The organism is Bradyrhizobium sp. 87 (assembly GCF_023073015.1).
Classification (GTDB): Bacteria; Pseudomonadota; Alphaproteobacteria; order Rhizobiales; family Xanthobacteraceae; genus Bradyrhizobium; species Bradyrhizobium canariense_D.
The window spans coordinates 142,747-163,020 of sequence record NZ_JADPIQ010000018.1 but is presented as its reverse complement, the minus strand read 5'-3'; the positions used below and the strand labels follow the sequence as shown (position 1 = coordinate 163,020).

Sequence of the window (20,274 nt, the reverse complement as noted above, 5' to 3'; positions counted from 1 at the left end):
AGTAGTAGAGCCGGTCTTGGCCCCCGTCGGGCCTGTGGGGAGACCGGTGTTGTCCCACGTGCAGCCAAGGGACTTCTGGGGAGTACGAGTCGATGAAGTCACGTGATACACTCATCCGCCTGAAGAAATTTCAGGTCGACGAGAAGCGCCGCCGGGTCACCCAGATCGAGACCATGATCGCCGACTTCCAGCGGATGTCGACCGATCTTGAACGCGAGATCTCGACCGAGCAGGAGCGCGCCGGGATCAACGATCCCTCGCACTTCGCCTATCCGACCTACGCCAAGGCTGCCATCCAGCGTCGCGAGAACCTGACCCGCTCGGCCGACGAGCTGAAGGGCCAGCTCGACGAAGCCAAGGCTGCGCTGGCCGAAGCCTTCGAGGAGCTGAAGAAGGTCGAGCTCCTTGACGAGCGCGATCAGGCCCGCGAACGCGCCGAGGAAAACGCCCGCGAGCAGGCCGATCTCGACAGCATCGGCCTGATGCGTGCCCGCATGGGCGCCGTCGCCTGAGACGCTAGCCGCCAGACCTGCGAGAATTTGCAGAACCCGGACCCCAAGGTCCGGGTTTTCGCATGCCCTGTCCACAGTGTGGCGCCGCGCCCCCTTGGTGGTCGGCTTTGTCGCGCGCTATGGTGGCGGAATGCCAGCGCCTGCGCGGAATGCGACGGGCCGCGCATTGGGGGGCTGAATGCTGACGCCAGCAGAGCTGGTCGGGCTGATTGGGGCGATGGCGCAGGGCGATCAGGCCGCGTTCGAGCGCCTCTACGTCGCCACGCGCGCGAAACTCTATGGCGTCGTGCTCCGTATCTTGCGCCGACAGGATCTCGCAGAGGAGGTCATTCAGGAGACCTACGTCAAGATCTGGAACAGCGCCGGCCAGTTCAATCCCGCTCTCGCGTCGCCGATCACATGGATGGCGTCGATCGCGCGCAACCGCGCCATCGACATCGTGCGCAAGAAGACGGAAGTCTCCATCGAGGAAGAGCCCCAGGCGATGGAAGTCGCAAGCGACAGCCCCGATCCGCTGGCGCGGAGGGAGATGACCGAGGAATTGAAGCGGCTGCTGGAATGTATCGGCCGGCTCGAGCCGGACCGTCAGAGGCTCGTGCTTCTCGCCTATTACAACGGCTGGAGCCGCGAGCAATTGGCGGAGAAATTCGCGGCGCCCGTCAACACGGTGAAGACGTGGCTTCGGCGCAGCATGATGGATATTCGCGAATGTCTCGGGCTATGAGATTCGGGCTACGGGAGCTCATACGGTGAGGGTGGGTCTGGACCGCAAGTGATGGCCTATACGGAGGACCATATCGCGCTCGCCGCGGAATATGCGCTCGGCACGCTCGACGCCGGCGAGCGCGCGCAGGTCGAGACAATGATGGCGGTGGACAAGGCGTTCGCCGATGTCGTGCAGGCGTGGGCATTCCGGCTCGGCGTCCTCAACCAGATGGTCGGCTCGATCGAGCCGCGTCCGATCGTGTGGGAGAACATCAGGTCCGAGCTCGCGCGGACGGGCTTTGCGCAGGATCCGCCAGCACTGCCGGACGCAGCGCCGCCGCCACCTGTGCCGGAATATTCCTCGCCCGAGACCGTGCCTCCGCAGGTGCCGTCGGAGAATATGCAGCCGGCGCCGCAGCCTCCTGAAGCGGAGCAGCCTGCCGCGGCGCGACTTGAGACCGATGCGATTCCCGACGTCGTGCCGATATTCATGCCGCAGGTCCACGCGCCGGACCCGGAGGTCGCGCGTGCGCCACCGCCGCCGGTTGCCGACAACAGCAACGTGATCCGGCTCGAGGGCCGCGTGAAGCGCTGGCGCACCATCGCATCCGCCGTCGGCGCGCTCGCGGCCGCGCTGCTCGTGACGCTGTCGCTTCAGATCTTCCTGCCCGACGCGCTGCCGGGCGGCTTGCGACCGGCACCGCGCATCCAGACCGTCGAGGTGAAGACACCGGCGCCGCTCCCGGCGTCGTCGCAATATGTCGCCCTGTTGCAGGGCCAGGGCGGAGGTCCCGCCTTCATCCTCACCATCGACGGCGCGACCAAGAACTTTACGGTGCGTAAAGTGGGCGCGACACCGGAGCCCGGCAAGAGTTTCGAGCTCTGGCTGATCTCCGACAAGCTGCCGCGTCCGCGTTCGCTCGGCGTGATCGGCGCCGGCGATTTCACCGCACGACCGGTGCTCGGCTCGTACGATGCCGACGTCGTCAACGGCGCGACCTACGCCGTCACGCTCGAGCAGGCGGGCGGTTCGCCCAACGGCCAGCCGACCTCGGCGCCGGTGTTTTCCGGCAAGCTGATCGAAACCGTGCCGCCGTCACAGCCGCAGGCGCCCGCGAAGAAGTAGGTTTCCATTGTCGTCCTGGCGAAAGCCAGGACCCATTGCCCCAAGAGCTTGTTGCAACGGGTGAGCAACCACTCAATCTCGGGGTAATGGGTCCTGGATCGGCGCTCGCTCTGTTCGCTTGTCCAGGACGACACCGGGGGCATTGGACGCTTCAACATCGTGGTGGCAATGCCTGATCGGTTCTGTCGCCACGGTCCGTCCCGCCGTCGTCTTCCGACAAATTCCGCCGAATCCGCCCTCGATTTGAACCTCTCCGCGCTTCGCGGCGTCAAATGCCCGGAATTTGCAGTCGGCGCCCCCCAATCATGGTGCCGGAGAGGGGCGAGAAATCAGATGGATGCAGCGAAAACATCGGGCATCTTCATTCACCAATATGCGGGGCTGCCACACGGCCCGGCCTTCGAGCATTGGCGCGAGCGGACTTTCGGGGCCTGCGGCCTCGATATCGGGCCGAGCCGAGGCGATAGCATCGATTGCCGGCTCCAGGTCAGCGTGGTCGACAATATCGCGCTCGCCATTCCCGAAGGCGCCTCCGCGCAATATTCACGCACCCAGAGCCATCTTGCCGACGGCAGCGACGATCTCGTCCTGATCGCCGCGCATGCGGGCCTCGTCCGCGTCGGGCAGAACGGCCATGCCGTGGAGCTTGCGCCCGCGCAAATGGTGCTCGTCGACATGGGCATCACCGGCACCGTCGGCCACACCGAGGAAGATCGCTTCACCACCATCCGCATGCCGCGCCGCGCGCTGCTCGAGATCCATCCGCGCGCCGAGGACAAGCTGTCGCAAGTGCTCTCGGACGGCGCGCTCGCCGAGACGATCTTGCGCTACCACTCCCTTGCCGCCCATCATGCGCCGCATCTCGATGCCGTCGGCCAGCGCCTCACCGCGCAGCACATGGTCGATCTCGTCGGCCTGCTGCTCGGCACCGACGCCGAACATGCAAGTCTCGCGCGCGGGCGAGGTCATGCGGCGGCCCGTCTCGATCTCATGCGCGCCGACGTGATGGCTGCGCTTGGCCGCAACGATCTCTGCCTGTCCGAGATTGCTACGCGCTCCGGCCTGAGCCCGCGTCAGGCACAGCGCCTGTTCGAGCAGGCCGGAACGACCTTCACCGAATTCGTGTTGGAGCAGCGCCTGCTGCAGGCGCGCAAGCTGCTCAGCGATCCCCGCGCCAGGACCCGCAAGATCAGCGACATCGCGCATTCGTCTGGCTTCTCCGATCTGTCCTATTTCAACCGCGCCTTCCGCAAGCGCTTTGCCGCGACGCCGTCGGAACTGCGCGAGGCCTGAGCCGACCGAGAATTTGTGCGGCGCGCCGGTACCACCGCAGTTGGTCCATCCGGCAGGATGAGCTATATTTGTCTGCGCGGTCAGACAGCTTGATCGTTCGTCGCTTCGTCGTCGCTCTCTTGGGAAATGCAGTCAACGGACATGGCGCGTATCGTCGTGCTCGGCGCCGGGTTTGCAGGTCTGTGGGCGGCCATCGGTGCCGCACGCAAGCGCGAGGAGATCGGCGCGGCCGGCCGTGACATCGAGATCCGTGTCATCGATCGCAATCCCTACCACAACATCCGCGTCCGCAATTACGAGGCCGATCTCAGCGAGGTCGCGCTTCCGCTGCCGCAGCTGCTCGATCCGATCGGCGTCAGTCACGGGATCGGCGAGGTCGAAGCCATCGATCCGGCACGGCGCGAGATTTCGCTGGTCACGGGAGGCGGCGACGAGACGCTGGCTTATGACCGGCTGGTGCTGGCGCTCGGCAGCGAAGTGATGCGTCCCGACATTCCCGGGATTGCCGAGCATGCTTTCGATGTCGACACTTATTCAGCGGCGCGCCACCTCGAGGATCATCTCACCTCGCTCGGACGCAGCGTGCCCGCGCCGGGGCGCTCGACGATCGTCGTGGTCGGCGCCGGCTTCACCGGCATCGAGGTCGCGGCCGAGATGCCCGACAGGCTGGCGCGCGCCGGCATTACCGGCAGCCGCCGCATCATCCTGGTCGATCCCAATCCGGTGGTGGGCGCCACGATCGGCGCGCATGCGCGTCCCGTCATCGCGACGGCGTTGGCCTCGCTTGACGTCGAGACGCGGCTCGGCGTGCGCGTCGTCTCCGTCGAGGCCGCCGGACTGCGTCTGAGCTCGGGCGAATTCATTCCGACGCGGACGGTGATCTGGTGTGCCGGGATGCGCGCGAGCCCCTTGGCCGCAAGCTTTCCGGACGCACGCGATCGCCTCGGGCGTCTTCTGGTCGATCCCATGATGCGGGTTGCGGATGCCGGCGGCGTGTTCGCGGCCGGCGACGTCGCCTCGAGCGTGGTCGACGGCTTGCATCCGACCGTGATGTCCTGCCAGTTCGCGCGTCCGATGGGCCGCTTCGCCGGCCACAATGTGGTCGCCGATCTCGCGGGCCTGCCGATGCTGCCGCTGCGGATAGACTGGTACGTGACCGTGCTCGATCTCGGCGGCTGGGGCGCACTCTATACGGAAGGGTGGGACCGCGAAGTCCGCGCCACCGGCGCGGCCGCGAAGGCAACCAAGCAGACGATCAACCGCAAGCGCATCTATCCGCCGTTGTCGGGCAGCAAGGACGAGCTATTCGCTGCGGCAGTCCCAACCGTGCAGGCGCCGCCGCCGACGTATGGGGCGCGGTAGTATCCGTGCCTGTTGCGGGATGACGGCGGTACGTTTTCCATCGTCATTGCGAGCGTAACGAAGCAATCCAGAATGTCTCCGCGGAGGGATTCTGGATTGCTTCGTCGCAAGAGCTCCTCGCAATGACGCAGCTGCACGCGCGTGCGCTCACGGTGACGACATACCCCAGACATGAGAAAGCGCCCGTGGGGGGCGGGCGCTTTCTGTAGTCGACTTGGGGTTGGGGTCGTCTACATATCCACGTGGCGACTTTGGGGGGCTGATAAAGAGCCGCGTGAATTCCTGAAACTCAAATCTCCTTAGCGAACGAGGGAAACGTTCGAGCTGGTGATAGCGATCGGCTTGCCCGCCTTCATGACGCGAGCGGTCTGGGTCAGGCCGTCATCTGAACTCGTACGCGCGGTGATCCCGAGACCCGCCACCGTGATGCCGGCAACGAGCGCGACAACCACGATCTTGAGGTGGGTCGAGCGATCTGCGCTGTAAATCGAGTGGTTCATGGAAGGCTCCTGCCGCCATCTACCCGAAGTAGTCGCCTGCGTGCTTGGGCAGGTTCATGCTTCCGGTGCCCAACAACCTAGTATTGGGGGGATTCGTTCCCAAGAGGCGATCACAAGGGCGTGACAGGACGTGAGAAGCCGCGATCAGAAAACGACCCTTGATCGTGCAATTTAGCAATTGTTTCAAAGCTGTAATGTGTCTGCCAAGCGCCTTGCCCGCCGTCGATCGGCAAGGCGCCAAAACCTGAAAAACCATTTGCCTGTGGCCAAAAAACACACGGCTTCTTAAGGCAAATCAGATGCTTCCGACCGTTTTCAACCTCGCCCTGGGGTGGATTTCAGCCTGCGACAGCACGGTCGTCTGGGCCCGGAACCGCTCGACCAGGGAACGCACGAAGGGACGAATTGCCGCAGAGGTGACCAGCACCGGGGCCTCGCCTTCACGCGCCGCGCGCTCGAAGGCGTCGCGCACGCCGGTCATGAACTCCGACAGCTTCGAGGGCTGCATCGCGAGGCTGCGCTCCTCGCCCTGGCCGATAATGGATTCGGCGAAGGCTTGTTCCCAACGGGCCGACAGCGCGATCAGCGGCAGGTAGCCGCTGTAAGAGGTGTTCTGCGCACAGATCTGCCGCGCCAGGCGGGCGCGGACGTGCTCGACCATGGTGGCCGGATTGCGCGAGAAGGCGAGCGAGTCGGCGATGCCTTCGAGGATGGTCGAGAGGTCGCGGATCGAGATGCGCTCGGCGAGCAGCAGCTGCAGCACGCGCTGGATGCCGGAGACGGTGACCTGTCCGGGCACGATGTCCTTGACCAGCTCGCCCTGCTCCTTCGGCAGCTCCTTGAGCAGCTTCTGCACCTCGCCATAGGAGAGCAGGTCCGACATGTTGGCCTTGAGCAGCTCGGTGAGGTGGGTCGAGAGCACGGTCGCGGCGTCGACGACGGTATAGCCCTTGAGCGAGGCCTCCTCCTTGAGGCTGGCATCGACCCAGGTCGCGGGCAGGCCGAAGGTCGGCTCGGTGGTGTGGATGCCGGGCACCTGCACCTGGCTGCCGCCGGGGTCCATGACCATGAACTGGTTCGGCCAGATCTTGCCGGTGCCGGCGTCGACCTCCTTGATCTTGATGATGTAGGTGTTGGCTTCGAGCTGGACGTTGTCGAGGATGCGCACGGCGGGCATCACAAAACCCATCTCGATCGCGAGCGAGCGGCGCAGCGCCTTGATCTGCTCGGTGAGGCGATCGGTGCCGTCGGGGCCGTTGACCAGCGGCAGCAGGGCATAGCCGAGCTCGATCTTGAGATCGTCGATCTTCAACGCCGCGGAGATCGGCTCCTCCGCCGCAGCGGAGCCGGCTGCGCCCGGCGTTCCCGGCGCAGGTGCGGTCTTCGCGACTTCCTCAGCCCTGGCAGTCGCCCGGTTGCGGTTGCGGGCGTGCCAGGCGAGCGCACCGGCGCCGGAGCCGAGCGCCAGGAAGGGAAGGGTCGGGATGCCCGGCAGGGCCGCCAGCACCAGCATGACCGCCGCGGACATCGCGAGCGCCTGCGGATATCCGGAGAACTGCTTCATCAACGCCTTGTCGGCGGCGCCGGACACGCCGGCCTTGGAGACGAGCAGGCCGGCCGCGGTCGAAACGATCAGCGCCGGCACCTGGGTGACGAGGCCGTCACCGACGGTCAGCAGCGTGTAGCTGCGGCCGGCATCGGCAAAGGACAGACCCTGCTGCGCCACGCCGATGATCATGCCGCCGACGACGTTGATGAAGACGATCAGGAGGCCGGCGATGGCATCGCCGCGGACGAATTTGGAGGCACCGTCCATGGCGCCGAAGAAGCCGCTCTCGTCCTCCAAATCCTTGCGCCGCTGCTTGGCGACCGTCTCGTCGATCAGGCCGGCGGAGAGGTCGGCGTCGATCGCCATCTGCTTGCCGGGCATGGCGTCGAGGTGGAAGCGTGCCGCGACTTCGGCGATACGGCCCGAACCCTTGGTGATGACGACGAAGTTGACGATGATCAGGATGGCGAAGACGATGATGCCGATGACGAAATTGCCGCCCATCACGAAGCTGCCGAAGGCTTCGATGACGTGACCGGCGGCATCCGTGCCCTCGTGCCCGTGCGACAGGATCAGGCGGGTCGAGGCCATGTTGAGCGACAGCCGCAGCATGGTCGAGATCAGCAGAACGGTCGGAAAAGCGGAGAATTCCAGCGGCGCCTGGATGAACAGCGACGTCATCAGGATCAGGATCGAGAGTGTGATCGAAATCGCCAGGAACAGGTCCAGCACTATCGCAGGCAGCGGAAGGATCAGCACCACCAGGATGGTGAGAACGCCGAGCGCGAGCGCGATATCGCCGCGCTTGAGGATGTTGCCGACTTCGGCAAGGGTCGGGAAACCGGCGTTCGTGCTGCCTACGCCCTGTCCTGCGGTGACGTCGACCATGGTAGCTGCCCCTCCGCGCGACTGCCGTCCGCGCGCCCCAAATGTCTGCGCGGCGGCCGAGGGGCCGCCGTTCCGAAAGTGAGGCACCGCACTGGCGTCCACGGGAGCTCCCGTTCTACGCGGCTGACGACACTCGACTCCACTGGGCAATTCTTGCCGGGTGTATGGTTAGCAAAGGGTTAATAAAGGGTGCGGCATGGGGGCTGACCGGGGTATTTCGGCCATCTGGCAGGCAAGCAGTCGTCATGCCCGGCTTGTCCCGCCGAAGGCGTGGATGGCCGGGACGAGCCCGGCCATGATTTGTGGAAGCGTCTGGGGCCGATATCGGCGGACGGAGGAAGTGGCCCTACTTCGCCTTCTCCATCCGGGTCACCGTATAGCCCGAAGTCGCCTCTTCGGCTTCGAAAGTCACCTTGTCGCCGACCTTCACCTGCTTGAGCACGGCCGGGTCCTTGACGCGGTAGATCATGGTCATGGGTTCATCCATGCCGAGGTTCTTCGCGGGCCCGTGCTTGAGCGTGATCTTGCCGGCGCCCTCGTCGATCTTCTTGACCTCGCCGCTGATCGCGGCGCCCTGGGCTGCCAGGGCACCTGTGGCAAGGCCGACGGCCAGCGCCAGCGCGGCGGCGATACGGATGATGCGGTTCATGGGAGCCTCCCTTGCGTTACTTCACGGTGACGTGGCCGACCATGCCGTAGTCGCGGTGGTCGGGAATCAGGCAGGAAAATTCGAACGTGCCGGCCTTGCTGAACTTCCAGAGGATCTCGGCTGTCTTGCTCGGCGCGAGCCTGACCCCGTTGGGATCGTCATGCTCCATGTGCGGGTGCTTCTTCATCTCCACCGCATGCGCGAGATTCTCCTTTGTGGTGGCGAGCAGGAATTCATGGTCCTCCTTACCGACATTGCGCAGCACGAAGCGAATCTGCTCGCCGCGTTTGACCTCGATCCTGGCGGGGGCATAGTCCATCTCGTTCAGCAGGATCTCGATGGTGCGCGCGGGCTTTTTGGGATCGCCGGGCTCGCCGGCCGAAAAGGTGCCGTGCCCGTGCTGGTCGTGGGCCAAGGCCGGCGCGGTGGAAAGCGCGGCCAGCGCGAGACCGAGCTTGATCGTCGTCTTCATTGGTAGCTCCAGTTGGTGGTGGTTCATCGAAACGCTCACATCTTCATGTTCTTCATCGGCGGTCCGCCTGGTTGTTGCCGCACGGGCTCCGGGGCCGGCGGCGTGACCTCGTAGGCGACGGTGCCCTGCGGGAATTGGTAGGGGCCGGGATCGCGATAATCGTCCCGCGCGAGGCCTTCGCGGATCTTCATCACCGTGAACATGCCGCCCATCTCGATCGGGCCGAACTGACCGGTGCCGGTCATCATCGGCAGCGTGTTGTCGGGCGCGGGCATCTCCATGTTGCCCATCGCCATGCCGGTCGAGCCCATCGCCATGCCGTCAGGCGCGAGCTTGCCGACCGCCTTGACGAGATCCTTGCGCGACACCCCGATCATATTGCGCATGTCGTGTCCCATCGCATTCATGGTGTGATGCGACTTGTGGCAGTGGAACGCCCAGTCGCCGGGGTTGTCGGCGAGCACGTCGAACACCCTGACAGCGCCGACCGGTACGTCCGTCGTCGTCTCCGGATATTGCGCGCTCTCCGGAATCCAGCCGCCGTCGGTGCAGGTCACCGCAAAGCTGTGGCCGTGCAAATGGATCGGATGGTTGGTCATGCTGAGATTGCCGATGCGCACGCGCACCTTGTCGCCGAGCCTGACCGGCAGCGGATCGATGCCGGGAAACACCCGCGCATTCCAGGTCCACATGTTGAAGTCGGTCATCTCGTTGACCTTCGGCAGATAAGTGCCGGGATCGACGCGATAGGTGCTCATGACGAAGACGAAGTCGCGGTCCACGGCCCGAAAGCTCGGGTCGCGCGGATGCACGACGACCATGCCCATCATGCCCATCGCCATCTGCACCATCTCGTCCGAATGCGGATGGTACATGAAGGTCCCGCTCTTCCTCATCTCGAACTCGTAGACGAAGGTTTTTCCCGGCTGGATGTGCGGCTGGGTAAGTCCGCCGACACCGTCCATGCCGCTGGGAATGATCATGCCGTGCCAGTGCACGGTGGTGTATTCGGGCAGCCTGTTGGTCACGAAGATGCGGACCTTGTCGCCCTCGACGGCCTCGATCGTCGGGCCCGGTGACTGGCCGTTATAGCCCCACAAATTCACCTTCATGCCCTCGGCGAATTCGCGCACCACGGGCTCGGCAACGAGATGGAATTCCTTCCAGTCGCCGTTCATCCGGAACGGCAGCGACCAGCCGTTCAGCGTGACGACGGGTCGATAGTCCGGCCCGCTGACGGGGTGCAGCGGCGGCTGCATCACGACCTTGTCCATGTGCGGGGCTTCCGGAATCGAGGCGGCCTGGGCGCGGCCGCTGACGACGGATGCGCCGGCGAGCGCGGCGCTACCCAAAAATCCTCGGCGGGAAAACATGTTGGCCTCCATGTCAGTGACCGCCATCGGCAGGCGCTGCCGCGGCGAGAGTGGTTGAATTGTCGCCGTCAGCAGGCGCGCCGCCGCCATTGACGGCGGTCTGCAAGTCGGATTGGGCAAGGAAAAATCTTTGCCTGGCATCGATTGCACCGCGCAGCGACGCGAGCCGCTGCCGCGCCTCGGTGAGCAGCGCGAAGATATCGACCTGCATGCTGGAGAAGCGGAGCTGCATCTCCTCGGTGATGATTTTTCGCAAGGGGATGATCTCGCGCTGATAATGGCTGGCGATGTCGTAGCCGGAGCGATAGACCCGATAAGCATCGCGTGCCTCGGAGCGTACATTCACGGCGCGCTCGGTCAGCCGGTTGAAGGCGAAATTGTAGGTCTCCGCCGCCTGCCGCACCCGCACCTCGCCGCCGTCGAAGATCGGGATCTGGAACTGCACGTCGAAGCCGCGCTCGCGGAACGGCGCGCCTTCCGGATCCCGGGTGCGGCGGGAGATGCCGGCGAGATCGAGCAGGGTCACGAAGCGCGTCGCCTCCGTGAGGTTCAGCGACTTTGCGAGCGCGCTCAGCTCGAGCCGCGCGATCTGCAGGTCGATGCGATGGGCGACCGCGTCGGCTTCGATCGACGGCAAAGCCTGCGGCCGGCGTGGCAGCGGCGGCAGTTGATTGGGCAGCCGGAAGTCGAGGCCGCCGTCCCACAGCCCCATCAGGCGCGCCAGCTTTTCGCGCGCGCTCGTCGCCGTCTGTCGCGCGGTGGCGAGGTCGGCGGTGGTTTCGGCGTAAAACACCTGTTCTCGGGCCTGATCGAGCTTGTTGATCGAGCCAGTTTCGCCGAGCTTGACCGCGAGCTGCGCGGTTGATTCCGCCGTCGCCTTCGCATCCGTCAGCAACGCCACCATCTCGTTGCCGCCAACGGCGCGCCAATAAGCGCGGCGGACATCGGCGGCAAGCCGCAACGTCGCCAGGCTTGCGCGCAATTGCGCCTGGCGGAAACGGTCGCGGGCGATTTCCGAGCGGAACGGCAGGGTGGCGAGCGCGAGGATGTCGCCGACAATTTGACGCTCGATTTCGCTGGCGCCGTTGCCCGAGATCCGGGAGACCGAGAACACGGGATTGGGCGGCAGGCTCTGCTCGACGAGATCGGTCTCGGCCAGCGCCAGCTCGTTATAAGCGGCCTGAAGCCCCTTGTTGTTGAGCAGTGCGATCTGCACGGCGGTCTCGATGCTGAGTGTTCGCGACAGCAGCTGGCGACCGCGCGCGTCGACCGCGCCGGCTCCTTCGGTTGTTCGCACAAAGGCGACATCCTTGTTGATGGTCTGGCTCGTCAGTTCCGAGACGGCCTTCATGCCGCTGTCGGGCGAGAAGGCGGCGCAGCCTGCAAGTCCAAACGAGGTGAGACCGAGCAGGCTTAGCGCGAGACGATGTGTCATGGCGCGCTCCTACCGGTCTTGCTTGAGCTGCGGCGCGACGCTCTCGTTGCGCTCGCGCCATGGTGCCGGCGTCGCGGGCCGCAGGCTGGTGTAGGGCGCAATCGTCGAACGATAGCCGGCGCGCGCGATCTTGGCCGCGGGATCGGCAGGATCAGCGCCAGCGACTTGTATCGTTGCCGGCATGCAGCCGGACAACGCCAAGGCCGTCGCGGCCAGCAGCGGCCAATTGAATCGAAAGTGTCGTCCCCGCGCCGCGGATGCAGCGGCGGACTTCGCCCCGGAAAGCGTAAGCATGAGTCATCCCTGATCTGTCTGGAGACCACAGGTGCGCGCGCGCGGATGCGCGCTCGGCCTGACGTCGTCGCGCGTCAGATCAGGCGATCGGAGGGCGGTAGTGCAGGGGCGGCGCCGCGCTGTGCAGGCTGGCCACGATCTCGGGCGAGCAGGCGGAAACCGGCTGAAGCGACTTTGCGACGCTGGGCAGGTCGGCCGGCAGCGCGCTCACGCACATCATCGCGCAGCACGGTCCCGCCGTACCCTTGCCGCCGTGATGATGAGGGGTGGGGGGCGCGTCCTGCGCGGCGCCCTGATGATGCGCATGCGGCCTGGCGTGGTCATGCGAGGCGCCGTCATGCGTGTGGCCGGCCTGCATCTGGTGATGCACCGGCACGCGGTCGGCGAGAAGCGCGTCGTCGAGGCACGGTGCTGGAGCGCTACCCCAGGCGAGGCTTGCGGCCGGCGCGATCACGCAGAACAGATAGGCGAAGGCAATGAAGCGCCCCACCTTGATCCGCATCGATCGTGTCAATCGCAGCAACATTCCGCCGACATGCTCTCCGCGCCGCCGTGTTGCATGCGCTGATTTGCAAAATAATGACAAAACGCGCGTTCGCCAAGCTCCATCTTACCGCAGTGCACCGTGCATGCCCAATATCGCGCCACAATGGTTGACCCTGTGGTGATCCGCGGGCCATGGTCCCGCCCGTGCACGCACCAAATCAGTCAGGACAAACACCCGAAGCATTCACCCCTGATTCGCGTCAGGCCTGGATGCGCCTCGTCATTGCGCTTCTGATCGGCTCGATCGGCGGCGTCGGCATGTGGGCGATCGTCGTCATGATTCCCGCGGTGCAAGCCGAATTCTCCGCCACGCGCGGCGCGGTGTCGCTGGCTTTCACCCTGATGATGTTCGGTTTCGGGCTTGGCGGCGTCATCGCCGGCAGGATCACCGACCGCTTCGGCATCGTGGCGGCTATGGCGATCAGCATTGCCTTCCTCGGGGTCGCCAATGTGCTGGCGGGTCTGTCGACCCAGCTCTGGCAGTTCGTGGCGGCGTATTTCCTGATCGGGCTCGGCACGTCGGCGACCTTTGCGCCGCTGATGGCGGAGGCCTCGCACTGGTTCGAGCGCTATCGCGGCCTGGCCGTGACGATCGTCGCCAGCGGCAATTATGTCGCCGGCACGATGTGGCCGCCGCTCGTGAGCACGGGCATGCAGACGATCGGCTGGCGCTTCACTCATATCGGCATCGGCCTCGTCTGCGTCAGCCTGATGACCATCCTGGTGCTGGTCCTGCGCGCGCAGATGGGCGACGACAAGGTTCACGATCATGCCAATGCAGCGCCGCCGCGGGTCGACCTCAAGCTCTCGACCAACACGCTGACGGTGCTGCTCTCGATCGCCAGCATTTCCTGCTGCGTCGCCATGGCAATGCCGCAGGTGCATATCGTCGCCTATTGCGGCGATCTCGGATATGGCGTGGCGCGCGGCGCCGAGATGCTGTCGCTGATGATGGCCTGCGGCATCGTCAGCCGGATCGGCTCGGGCTACCTCGCCGACAAGATCGGCGGCATCCCCACACTGCTGATCGGTGCGGTGGCGCAAGGCTTCGCACTCGTGTTCTATCTGTTCTTCGACGGCCTGACCTCGCTCTATTTGATCTCAGCGATGTTCGGCCTGTTCCAGGGCGGGATCGTTCCGAGCTATGCCATCATCGTACGCGAGGCGATGCCGGCGAGCGAGGCCGCAACCCGCGTCGGCATCGTGATCTTCGCGTCCGTGTTCGGCATGTCCTTCGGCGGCTGGGTCTCGGGCGTCATCTTCGACGCGACAGGTTCCTACGCGGCGGCGTTCGCCAACGGCGTGGCGTGGAACGCGCTCAATATCGGCATCGTCTTGACGCTGCTGATCCGCTCGCGGATCAATGCAGTCAGGACCGGTCCGGGTTTTGCGACCTAGACTGCCTGTCCCACCTTCAGCAGCGAACAACCCGTGATCTTGTAGCTGCCGTCCGGTTGCTGCTCCAGCGTGTAGAGCGCTTCCCAGGCCTCGCCATTGGCATCGATGATATGGACGTGCTGGGCAATCCGGCTGCCCTCGCTCTTGCTGCCGCCAAATTCAAAGCTCTTGTGCCGGTACACCGGCGGATAGCCGTTTTGCACCATGGACATGAAGATGTCGGGCGCGGGGAAGATCTCCTGGATCGCAGGAGCGGCGTAGGAATAGGCCCCGCGCGCGTCGTCACGGCCGAATGCCTGCTCCTGGGCGCGGATGATACTCTGTGCCGTCGCGACATCGTCGGCGCGCGCTGAGATGGGACCGAAGGCGACACTGAGAAAGACCAGCAAGGCGGCGATGCGCATGACAAGCTCCGCGTTGAAATCCCGGCGGCGCCGATCCTAGCACATCTCGAGGGCTATCGCTTCCGCTTTGCAGCCGGCTTCGCAGGCTTGGCGGACGCGCGGACCTTGGCTTTCATGGCAGGCTGCACCCGCAAACCGTCAACGAACACGTCGAGCATCCGCAGCACCGAGGATTGCCAGCCGGGCTGGTCGTGCATGTAGCACATGCCAAAGAACGCGCGCAGCAAGTCCTCGGGACTGACGTCCGCGCGCATCGCGCCGGCCGCGGCTGCGCGATCGAGCAGCGAGCCGATCGCCTTGGTCAGGCGCTCAAAGGAAAAGGCATGCAACTCCGACCCGCTCTGCACCGCGAGTGCCAAGGCTGCCACCATGCCCTTCTTGGTGGCAACGAATTCGACTCCTGAGCGCAGCCAGCGCCTGAGCGCGTCGACCGGGTCACTGGCGTTCTTCAACTGCTCGGCGAGCTCGCTGAGCTGCTCGACCTCGCGCCGGTACACCGCCTCGAACAAATCCTCGCGGGTCGGGAAATGCCGATAGAGCGTGCCGATGCCAACGCCGGCGCGTTTTGCCACCGCCTCCAGGCTCGCCTCCGGACCACCCGCGTTGAACACGGCCTTGGCCGCCTCGAGCACGCGCTCGCGATTGCGCACGGCATCGGCACGGGGCTTGCGGGTCTGGTCGGTGGTGTGGTCGTCCATCCACGCAATGTAGATCACGAATTGGTTAGATTGAACCCTTACGGGGCTGCATCGCGCTGATGCGCACGGGCTTTTGACGAATTCCAAATATTTCCCGCCGGCCCTTGTTAAGCGGAGGCTGCCTCCGTATCTTCGCTGAAGTCGTTGCCCCGGATGATGTTCGGGGGGCGCATATCGACGGCGGCCACGGCGGTGGCGCGCTGCGCGATCACTCATGTCTATTCCTGATCGGAGCCTTGTATGAACCACTCCATCAGCCTCACCGTGAACGGTGCGCGGCGCGACTTCGTCCTCGACGATCCGCGCGTCACGCTGCTCGATCTCCTGCGTGAGCGCCTCCACCTGACCGGAACCAAGAAGGGATGCGACCGCGGCCAATGCGGCGCCTGCACCATTCTCGTCGACGGCAAGCGCATCAACTCCTGTCTCGCGCTGGCCATCAGTCATGATGGCGCCGACATTCTCACCATCGAGGGCCTGGCGCGCGGCGACCAGCTTCACCCCGTGCAGGCCGCTTTCATCTCCCACGACGGATTTCAGTGCGGCTTCTGCACGCCCGGCCAGATCATGAGCGCGATCGGCATGATGAGCGAGGCACAGGCCGGCAACGATCCCGAGCGCATTCGCGAATGCATGAGCGGCAATCTGTGTCGCTGCGGCGCCTATGCCGGCATCGTCGATGCCGTGCTCGACGCGCAGGCCGGCATGGACGAATCCAATCAGAGGCGCTCCGCATGAAGCAATTTGATTATGTCAGGCCCGCCACGGTCGCCGAAGCCGTCGCGGCCGCGACGCAGCCGGGCGCCGTCTATCTCGCCGCCGGCACCAATCTGCTCGATCTGATGAAGGGCGGCGTCAGCCGTCCGGATCGTCTGGTCGACGTTACCCATCTCGACGGACTCGATCGGGTCGAGCGCCTCGCCGACGGTGGTATCCGCATCGGCGCACTGGTGAGCAACGCCGATCTTGCGCATGACGCAGACTTTGCCAAGGCCTATCCGGCCGTCGCCGAAGCGCTGCTCTCCGGCGCATCGGCGCAACTGCGCAATGCCGCGACCGTCGGCGGCAATCTGCTGCAGCGGACGCGCTGCGCGTATTTCTACGACACCGCAAGCCGCTGCAACAAGCGCGAGGCCGGCAGCGGCTGCGACGCCCGCGACGGCGAGAACCGCACCCACGCCGTGCTCGGCTGGAGCGAAAACTGCATCGCCACGCATCCGTCCGATTTCTGCGTGCCGCTGGTCGCGCTCGACGCCATCGTCGAGATCGAAGGCAGGAACGGGCGGCGCGAGATCGCGCTCGACGAACTGCATCGCCTGCCCGGCGATACGCCTGAGCGTGAATCGGCGCTCGAACCGGGGGATCTCATCGTCGCGGTGCGTCTGCCGCCCGCGGCGCGCGGCTTTGCCGCTCATGCGCGCTATCTCAAGGTCCGCGATAGAACGTCCTACGCGTTCGCCGTCGTCTCGGCTGCGGCTGCGCTGCGGATCGAGAACGGCAAGATCGCGGAGGCGCGGCTTGCGCTCGGCGGCGTCGCCGCAAAGCCCTGGCGCGCCCGCGCTGCGGAGGACATGCTCAGGAACGTCGCGCCCACGGTGCACGCTTTCCAGGAAGCCGCCTCGCGCGCGCTCGCCGACGCAAAACCGTCCGGCGACAACGCCTTCAAGATCGAGCTCGCGCGCCGCATCGTCGTGCGCGCGCTGAGCCTCGCCGCTGCCGGTACGCCTGCGCGCATCCCCGCGCTGCCGGCCTCTCCCTTTGCCTCGACGTCCGGAGCCATTCATGCCTGAGGTTAATCTCACCAGCGCGCCCGCTCATCTGCGCCACGGCTCGAACATCGGCCAGCCGCTGACCCGCCGCGACGGCGTGCTTAAGGTCAAAGGCCAGGCGACGTACGCCGCTGACAATCATCCGCCCGGTATGCTGTTTGCAGTGATGGCCGTTTCCAGCATCGCGCACGGCCGCGTGACTTCGCTCGACGTCAGCGCCGCCAAGCGCCACCCCGGCGTCGTCGATGTCATGACGCCAGACCACAAGCCTGGGCTCGCGATCGATCCCGAGATCAAGACCAATCCCTTCGTGTTCCGGATGGAGGTGTTGCAGAGCAATGAGGTCCGCTACGCCAACCAGCCGATCGCCGTCGTGATCGCCGAGACGCTGGAGGCTGCGACCGAAGGCGCGGCGCTGCTGGCGCCGCGCTACGAGACGCTGCCCGCGCTCATCGGCCTCGATGCGGGTGAAAGCTTCGTGCCGCCGGTCGTCGGTGTCGGCAACCCCACGGAAAATCACCGCGGCGATGTCGAGGCGGGGCTTGCCTCCGCCGACAAGCGGATCGACGCGATCTACGAGACGCCGCCGCAATATCACAATGCGATGGAGCCGCATGCGATCGTGGCTGCCTGGGACGGCGACAGTCTGCAGATCGACATGCCGACCCAGGGTCTCATGCTGTCGCTGGCGCGCGTTGCCGAATTATTCGGCATCGCGCACGACAAGATCCACATCCGCAGCCCGTTCCTCGGCGGCGGCTTCGGCTCGAAGGGGCTCATGGCCGGCCCTCCGGTGCTCGGCATCATGGCGGCAAAGCTCGTCGGCAAACCGGTCAAGCTGGTGCTGCGCCGTGAGCAGATGTACGGCCCGGTCGGCCATCGCGCGCCGACGCGGCAGCGGCTGCGCATCGGCACAGATGGCGAGGGGCGCCTGACCGCGCTCGATCACCATGCGAGGACCGTGTCGAGCACGTTCGACGATTTCTACGAACCCGCGGCTGATGCCTCGCACACGCTCTATGCGGCGCCCGCGATCCGCACCTCGCATGATGCCGTGCGCGTCAACACCGGCACGCCGTTGTTCATGCGCGCGCCGGGCGAGGCCACCGGCTCGATCGCGCTAGAGAGCGCGATCGACGAGATGGCGTGGGCTTGCGGCATCGATCCGCTCGCCTTTCGTCTGAAGAACTATGCCGAGGTCGAGCCCATCACCGGCAAGCCGTTCTCGTCCAAGGCATTGCGCGCCTGCTACGAGCAGGGAGCGGCGCGCTTCGGCTGGGCGAAGCGATCGCTCCAGCCGCGGCAGATGCGCGACGACGATGGCCTTCTGGTCGGCTGGGGCATGGGCACCGCGACGTTCCCGGCGCTGATGTTCCAGGCCGAGGCACGCGCAGTGCTTCGCCGCGACGGCTCCGGCGCCATGGAAATCGGCGCGCATGACATGGGGCAGGGCGCCTGGACGGCGCTGGCGCAGATTGCGGCCGACGAACTGGGGCTTGATATCGACCGCGTCGAGTTCAAGGCGGGTTCATCCGACCTGCCCGATGCCGGCATCGCCGGCGGCTCGGCACACACGGCAACCGCGGGTGCCGCGATCCACAGCGCAGGCGCGGCCGTGATTGCAAAACTCGCCGATCTCGCCACCAACGATGAGCGCTCGCCGCTGTTTGGCGCCGGCAATGCCGGCGTGATCGCGCGCGATGGCAGGTTGATCCGGCGCGACGACGAGAGCCGCGGCGAAAGCTATTCCGAGATTCTCGCGCGCGCCGGCGTCGCCGAGCTCGAGGCGCGCGGCACGGGCGCGCCGAATCCGGCGGCGATGGAGGAGTATGCGATGCACGCCCACGGCGCGGTGTTCGCGGAGGTGAAGGTCGATCCCGAGCTCGGCCAGGTCCGCGTCACCCGCATGGTCGGCGCTTTCGCCGCGGGACGCATCGTCAACCCGCGTATGGTGCAGAGCCAGCTGTTCGGTGGCATGATCTGGGGCCTGTCCTTTGCGTTGCACGAGGAAGCCATCACCGACCGCCGCACGGGCCGGATCATGAACGCCAATCTCGGCGAGTACCATATCCCGGTGAATGCCGACGTGCCGCCGCTCGACGTGATCACGGTCGATGAGCACGACCCGCACGTGAACGCGCTCGGTATCAAGGGTGTCGGCGAGATCGGCATCACCGGCAGTGCGGGCGCGGTCGCCAACGCGGTGTGGCATGCGACTGGGGTGCGTGTCCGCCGTTTTCCGATCCGGATCGAGGAGTTGCTGACGTAGCCTGAGGCCGCGGGCCGGCGAGGCTGTCTCGCTCTCCGCCTGCTAGTGCAGCTTCTTGCGAAGAGCCTTGAGCGCTTCTCGCGGCGACTCGATGTAGTTCGCGATGGCCTTGCGCAGCTCCTCCGAATGGAGCTTGTCGTTGTCGCGCTGCACTTCATCGAGTGCGGCCTCTGCATTTGCGAGCGTGATCTTCATAGCGAGCCCTGTTACGAAGCGGCTCCGGAAAGCGGAGGCTGCTTGGCTATGGCTCGAAATATATAGAGGATCAGGCTGCGGAAATTGAGATGGCTCAAGCTCCGTAAGATACCGGTGGCTCCGTAGGATCGCGGATAACTTTAAAATGTCGGCGGTGTGCAGGCCGAGATCACCTCGCACGGCTTGCCGCCGACGCAGCGGAAGCGATGCGGACGCCGGCTCTCGAAGTAATAGGCATCGCCCGGATTGAGGATGCGGCGCTCGTCCTCGACGGTGACTTCGAGCTTTCCCGAGATCACGATGCCGCCTTCCTCCCCGTCATGGACGAGGTGAACGCGCCCGGTGTCGCTGCCGGGCTCGTAGCGCTCCTTCAGGATCTGCAGGCTGCGACCGAACAGATTGTCGCCGATCTGCCGATAGGAGATCGGCTTCTTGCCGACCTCGGTCAGCTCTTCGCCGCGGTAAAATATCTTGCGCCGGCTCTCCGGCTCCAGCGCGAAGAATTCGGCGAGCCCCATCGGAATGCCGTCGAGGATGCGCTTGAGGGCGCCGACCGACGGGTTCATCTGGTTGGATTCGATCAGCGAGATCGTCGAATTGGTGACGCCGGCGCGCTTGGCGAGTTCGCGCTGCGACAGCTTCTGGCGCGCCCGGATGAATCGCAGCCGTCCACCGATATCGACGCTCATGTCCCTGTCCCGTGTTGCAGGTGTTGCGGATCGCGCAAATATGGACCGGCAGCCCCAGTCAAATCAATGGCTTGCAGCCTCTCAGAAAAGGACTTGTTGCGCTTTTCAAGCCGTGCCTCTGGTAGCAGGTCAGCAAAGGAGCGTGGCC

At 65.4% G+C, this 20,274-nt stretch carries 21 protein-coding genes; 9 read left to right on the top strand and 12 right to left on the bottom strand.

Annotated features, from left to right (window positions below):
- The first annotated feature begins 92 nt into the window (after window positions 1–92).
- The 5 genes from fliJ to IVB50_RS04255 all read left to right on the top strand — a co-directional run bounded on the left by fliJ (window position 93) and on the right by IVB50_RS04255 (window position 4,998).
- The gene (gene fliJ / locus IVB50_RS04275) at window positions 93–512 is read left to right on the top strand and encodes a flagellar export protein FliJ (RefSeq protein WP_007606301.1); all 420 of its coding nucleotides are present in this window, start codon (window positions 93–95) and stop codon (window positions 510–512) included.
- A 178-nt stretch (window positions 513–690) separates the two neighbouring features.
- Entirely contained in the window at window positions 691–1,236 is a 546-nt protein-coding gene (locus tag IVB50_RS04270; protein WP_018455718.1) for a sigma-70 family RNA polymerase sigma factor, read from the top strand.
- 51 nt (window positions 1,237–1,287) lie between these two features.
- The gene (locus IVB50_RS04265) at window positions 1,288–2,343 is read left to right on the top strand and encodes an anti-sigma factor (protein ID WP_247294696.1); all 1,056 of its coding nucleotides are present in this window, start codon (window positions 1,288–1,290) and stop codon (window positions 2,341–2,343) included.
- A 333-nt stretch (window positions 2,344–2,676) separates the two neighbouring features.
- The gene (locus IVB50_RS04260; protein WP_247294694.1) at window positions 2,677–3,636 is read left to right on the top strand and encodes an AraC family transcriptional regulator; all 960 of its coding nucleotides are present in this window, start codon (window positions 2,677–2,679) and stop codon (window positions 3,634–3,636) included.
- A gap of 141 nt (window positions 3,637–3,777) precedes the next feature.
- A complete protein-coding gene (locus IVB50_RS04255; RefSeq protein WP_247294692.1) occupies window positions 3,778–4,998 on the top strand; it encodes an FAD-dependent oxidoreductase in 1,221 nt (406 codons plus the stop codon).
- 299 nt (window positions 4,999–5,297) lie between these two features.
- Here the strand turns inward: IVB50_RS04255 and IVB50_RS04250 are convergent, their stop codons facing one another.
- The 8 genes from IVB50_RS04250 to IVB50_RS04215 all read right to left on the bottom strand — a co-directional run bounded on the left by IVB50_RS04250 (window position 5,298) and on the right by IVB50_RS04215 (window position 12,660).
- Window positions 5,298–5,498: a hypothetical protein gene (locus IVB50_RS04250; RefSeq protein ID WP_247294690.1), complete on the bottom strand. Its 201-nt coding sequence runs from the start codon at window positions 5,496–5,498 to the stop codon at window positions 5,298–5,300.
- Between the two features lie 295 nt (window positions 5,499–5,793).
- On the bottom strand, window positions 5,794–7,935 hold the full coding sequence (flhA, locus tag IVB50_RS04245; RefSeq protein WP_085383680.1) for a flagellar biosynthesis protein FlhA: 2,142 nt from the start codon (window positions 7,933–7,935) through the stop codon (window positions 5,794–5,796).
- Window positions 7,936–8,281: 346 nt separating this feature from the next.
- Entirely contained in the window at window positions 8,282–8,584 is a 303-nt protein-coding gene (locus IVB50_RS04240) for a copper-binding protein (RefSeq protein ID WP_085357864.1), read from the bottom strand.
- A 16-nt stretch (window positions 8,585–8,600) separates the two neighbouring features.
- Window positions 8,601–9,056 carry a cupredoxin family protein gene (locus tag IVB50_RS04235; protein ID WP_085383679.1) on the bottom strand — a complete coding sequence of 152 codons (456 nt, stop codon included), beginning with the start codon at window positions 9,054–9,056 and terminating at the stop codon, window positions 8,601–8,603.
- Between the two features lie 35 nt (window positions 9,057–9,091).
- The gene (locus IVB50_RS04230; RefSeq protein ID WP_247294688.1) at window positions 9,092–10,429 is read right to left on the bottom strand and encodes a copper oxidase; all 1,338 of its coding nucleotides are present in this window, start codon (window positions 10,427–10,429) and stop codon (window positions 9,092–9,094) included.
- 13 nt (window positions 10,430–10,442) lie between these two features.
- Window positions 10,443–11,864 carry a TolC family protein gene (locus tag IVB50_RS04225; protein WP_247294686.1) on the bottom strand — a complete coding sequence of 474 codons (1,422 nt, stop codon included), beginning with the start codon at window positions 11,862–11,864 and terminating at the stop codon, window positions 10,443–10,445.
- 9 nt (window positions 11,865–11,873) lie between these two features.
- Complete coding sequence (locus IVB50_RS04220) at window positions 11,874–12,158, bottom strand: hypothetical protein (RefSeq protein WP_018455708.1); 285 nt, start codon at window positions 12,156–12,158, stop codon at window positions 11,874–11,876.
- Window positions 12,159–12,237: 79 nt separating this feature from the next.
- Window positions 12,238–12,660 carry a hypothetical protein gene (locus IVB50_RS04215; RefSeq protein ID WP_018455707.1) on the bottom strand — a complete coding sequence of 141 codons (423 nt, stop codon included), beginning with the start codon at window positions 12,658–12,660 and terminating at the stop codon, window positions 12,238–12,240.
- A gap of 176 nt (window positions 12,661–12,836) precedes the next feature.
- Between IVB50_RS04215 and IVB50_RS04210 the strand changes: the two genes are divergently transcribed.
- The gene (locus IVB50_RS04210) at window positions 12,837–14,102 is read left to right on the top strand and encodes an MFS transporter (protein ID WP_026233006.1); all 1,266 of its coding nucleotides are present in this window, start codon (window positions 12,837–12,839) and stop codon (window positions 14,100–14,102) included.
- Here the strand turns inward: IVB50_RS04210 and IVB50_RS04205 are convergent.
- Window positions 14,099–14,506, bottom strand: a complete 408-nt coding sequence (locus IVB50_RS04205; RefSeq protein ID WP_247294684.1) for a DUF4864 domain-containing protein — start codon at window positions 14,504–14,506, stop codon at window positions 14,099–14,101. The two genes, IVB50_RS04210 and IVB50_RS04205, sit on opposite strands and share 4 nt — an antisense overlap.
- Before the next feature lie 53 nt (window positions 14,507–14,559).
- Window positions 14,560–15,204, bottom strand: a complete 645-nt coding sequence (locus IVB50_RS04200; RefSeq protein WP_247294712.1) for a TetR/AcrR family transcriptional regulator — start codon at window positions 15,202–15,204, stop codon at window positions 14,560–14,562.
- 240 nt (window positions 15,205–15,444) lie between these two features.
- Between IVB50_RS04200 and IVB50_RS04195 the strand changes: the two genes are divergently transcribed.
- From IVB50_RS04195 to IVB50_RS04185, 3 genes are read left to right on the top strand one after another with little or no spacing between them, the layout of a single operon-like run.
- Window positions 15,445–15,942: a 2Fe-2S iron-sulfur cluster-binding protein gene (locus IVB50_RS04195; protein WP_018455702.1), complete on the top strand. Its 498-nt coding sequence runs from the start codon at window positions 15,445–15,447 to the stop codon at window positions 15,940–15,942.
- Complete coding sequence (locus IVB50_RS04190; RefSeq protein WP_247294681.1) at window positions 15,939–16,994, top strand: xanthine dehydrogenase family protein subunit M; 1,056 nt, start codon at window positions 15,939–15,941, stop codon at window positions 16,992–16,994. Before IVB50_RS04195 ends, IVB50_RS04190 begins: the two co-directional genes overlap by 4 nt.
- Window positions 16,987–19,242 (top strand): xanthine dehydrogenase family protein molybdopterin-binding subunit, encoded by a 2,256-nt coding sequence (locus IVB50_RS04185; protein ID WP_018455700.1) that lies wholly within the window; start codon window positions 16,987–16,989, stop codon window positions 19,240–19,242. The genes IVB50_RS04190 and IVB50_RS04185 overlap by 8 nt, the downstream gene beginning before the upstream one ends.
- A gap of 42 nt (window positions 19,243–19,284) precedes the next feature.
- Here the strand turns inward: IVB50_RS04185 and IVB50_RS04180 are convergent, their stop codons facing one another.
- The gene (locus IVB50_RS04180; RefSeq protein WP_247294678.1) at window positions 19,285–19,437 is read right to left on the bottom strand and encodes an Atg1 family protein; all 153 of its coding nucleotides are present in this window, start codon (window positions 19,435–19,437) and stop codon (window positions 19,285–19,287) included.
- 140 nt (window positions 19,438–19,577) lie between these two features.
- Window positions 19,578–20,126, bottom strand: coding sequence for a cupin domain-containing protein (locus IVB50_RS04175; protein WP_007600574.1), 549 nt, complete (start codon window positions 20,124–20,126; stop codon window positions 19,578–19,580).
- Window positions 20,127–20,274: the final 148 nt, after the last annotated feature.

Bases quoted from the DNA above. Each gene is read 5' to 3' on its own strand.
- fliJ (WP_007606301.1), top strand. From the start codon at position 93: ATGAAGTCACGTGATACACTCATCCGCCTGAAGAAATTTCAGGTCGAC.
- IVB50_RS04270 (WP_018455718.1), top strand. From the start codon at position 691: ATGCTGACGCCAGCAGAGCTGGTCGGGCTGATTGGGGCGATGGCGCAG.
- IVB50_RS04265 (WP_247294696.1), top strand. From the start codon at position 1,288: ATGGCCTATACGGAGGACCATATCGCGCTCGCCGCGGAATATGCGCTC.
- IVB50_RS04260 (WP_247294694.1), top strand. From the start codon at position 2,677: ATGGATGCAGCGAAAACATCGGGCATCTTCATTCACCAATATGCGGGG.
- IVB50_RS04255 (WP_247294692.1), top strand. From the start codon at position 3,778: ATGGCGCGTATCGTCGTGCTCGGCGCCGGGTTTGCAGGTCTGTGGGCG.
- IVB50_RS04250 (WP_247294690.1), bottom strand. From the start codon at position 5,498: ATGAACCACTCGATTTACAGCGCAGATCGCTCGACCCACCTCAAGATC.
- flhA (WP_085383680.1), bottom strand. From the start codon at position 7,935: ATGGTCGACGTCACCGCAGGACAGGGCGTAGGCAGCACGAACGCCGGT.
- IVB50_RS04240 (WP_085357864.1), bottom strand. From the start codon at position 8,584: ATGAACCGCATCATCCGTATCGCCGCCGCGCTGGCGCTGGCCGTCGGC.
- IVB50_RS04235 (WP_085383679.1), bottom strand. From the start codon at position 9,056: ATGAAGACGACGATCAAGCTCGGTCTCGCGCTGGCCGCGCTTTCCACC.
- IVB50_RS04230 (WP_247294688.1), bottom strand. From the start codon at position 10,429: ATGTTTTCCCGCCGAGGATTTTTGGGTAGCGCCGCGCTCGCCGGCGCA.
- IVB50_RS04225 (WP_247294686.1), bottom strand. From the start codon at position 11,864: ATGACACATCGTCTCGCGCTAAGCCTGCTCGGTCTCACCTCGTTTGGA.
- IVB50_RS04220 (WP_018455708.1), bottom strand. From the start codon at position 12,158: ATGCTTACGCTTTCCGGGGCGAAGTCCGCCGCTGCATCCGCGGCGCGG.
- IVB50_RS04215 (WP_018455707.1), bottom strand. From the start codon at position 12,660: ATGCGGATCAAGGTGGGGCGCTTCATTGCCTTCGCCTATCTGTTCTGC.
- IVB50_RS04210 (WP_026233006.1), top strand. From the start codon at position 12,837: ATGGTCCCGCCCGTGCACGCACCAAATCAGTCAGGACAAACACCCGAA.
- IVB50_RS04205 (WP_247294684.1), bottom strand. From the start codon at position 14,506: ATGCGCATCGCCGCCTTGCTGGTCTTTCTCAGTGTCGCCTTCGGTCCC.
- IVB50_RS04200 (WP_247294712.1), bottom strand. From the start codon at position 15,204: ATGGACGACCACACCACCGACCAGACCCGCAAGCCCCGTGCCGATGCC.
- IVB50_RS04195 (WP_018455702.1), top strand. From the start codon at position 15,445: ATGAACCACTCCATCAGCCTCACCGTGAACGGTGCGCGGCGCGACTTC.
- IVB50_RS04190 (WP_247294681.1), top strand. From the start codon at position 15,939: ATGAAGCAATTTGATTATGTCAGGCCCGCCACGGTCGCCGAAGCCGTC.
- IVB50_RS04185 (WP_018455700.1), top strand. From the start codon at position 16,987: ATGCCTGAGGTTAATCTCACCAGCGCGCCCGCTCATCTGCGCCACGGC.
- IVB50_RS04180 (WP_247294678.1), bottom strand. From the start codon at position 19,437: ATGAAGATCACGCTCGCAAATGCAGAGGCCGCACTCGATGAAGTGCAG.
- IVB50_RS04175 (WP_007600574.1), bottom strand. From the start codon at position 20,126: ATGAGCGTCGATATCGGTGGACGGCTGCGATTCATCCGGGCGCGCCAG.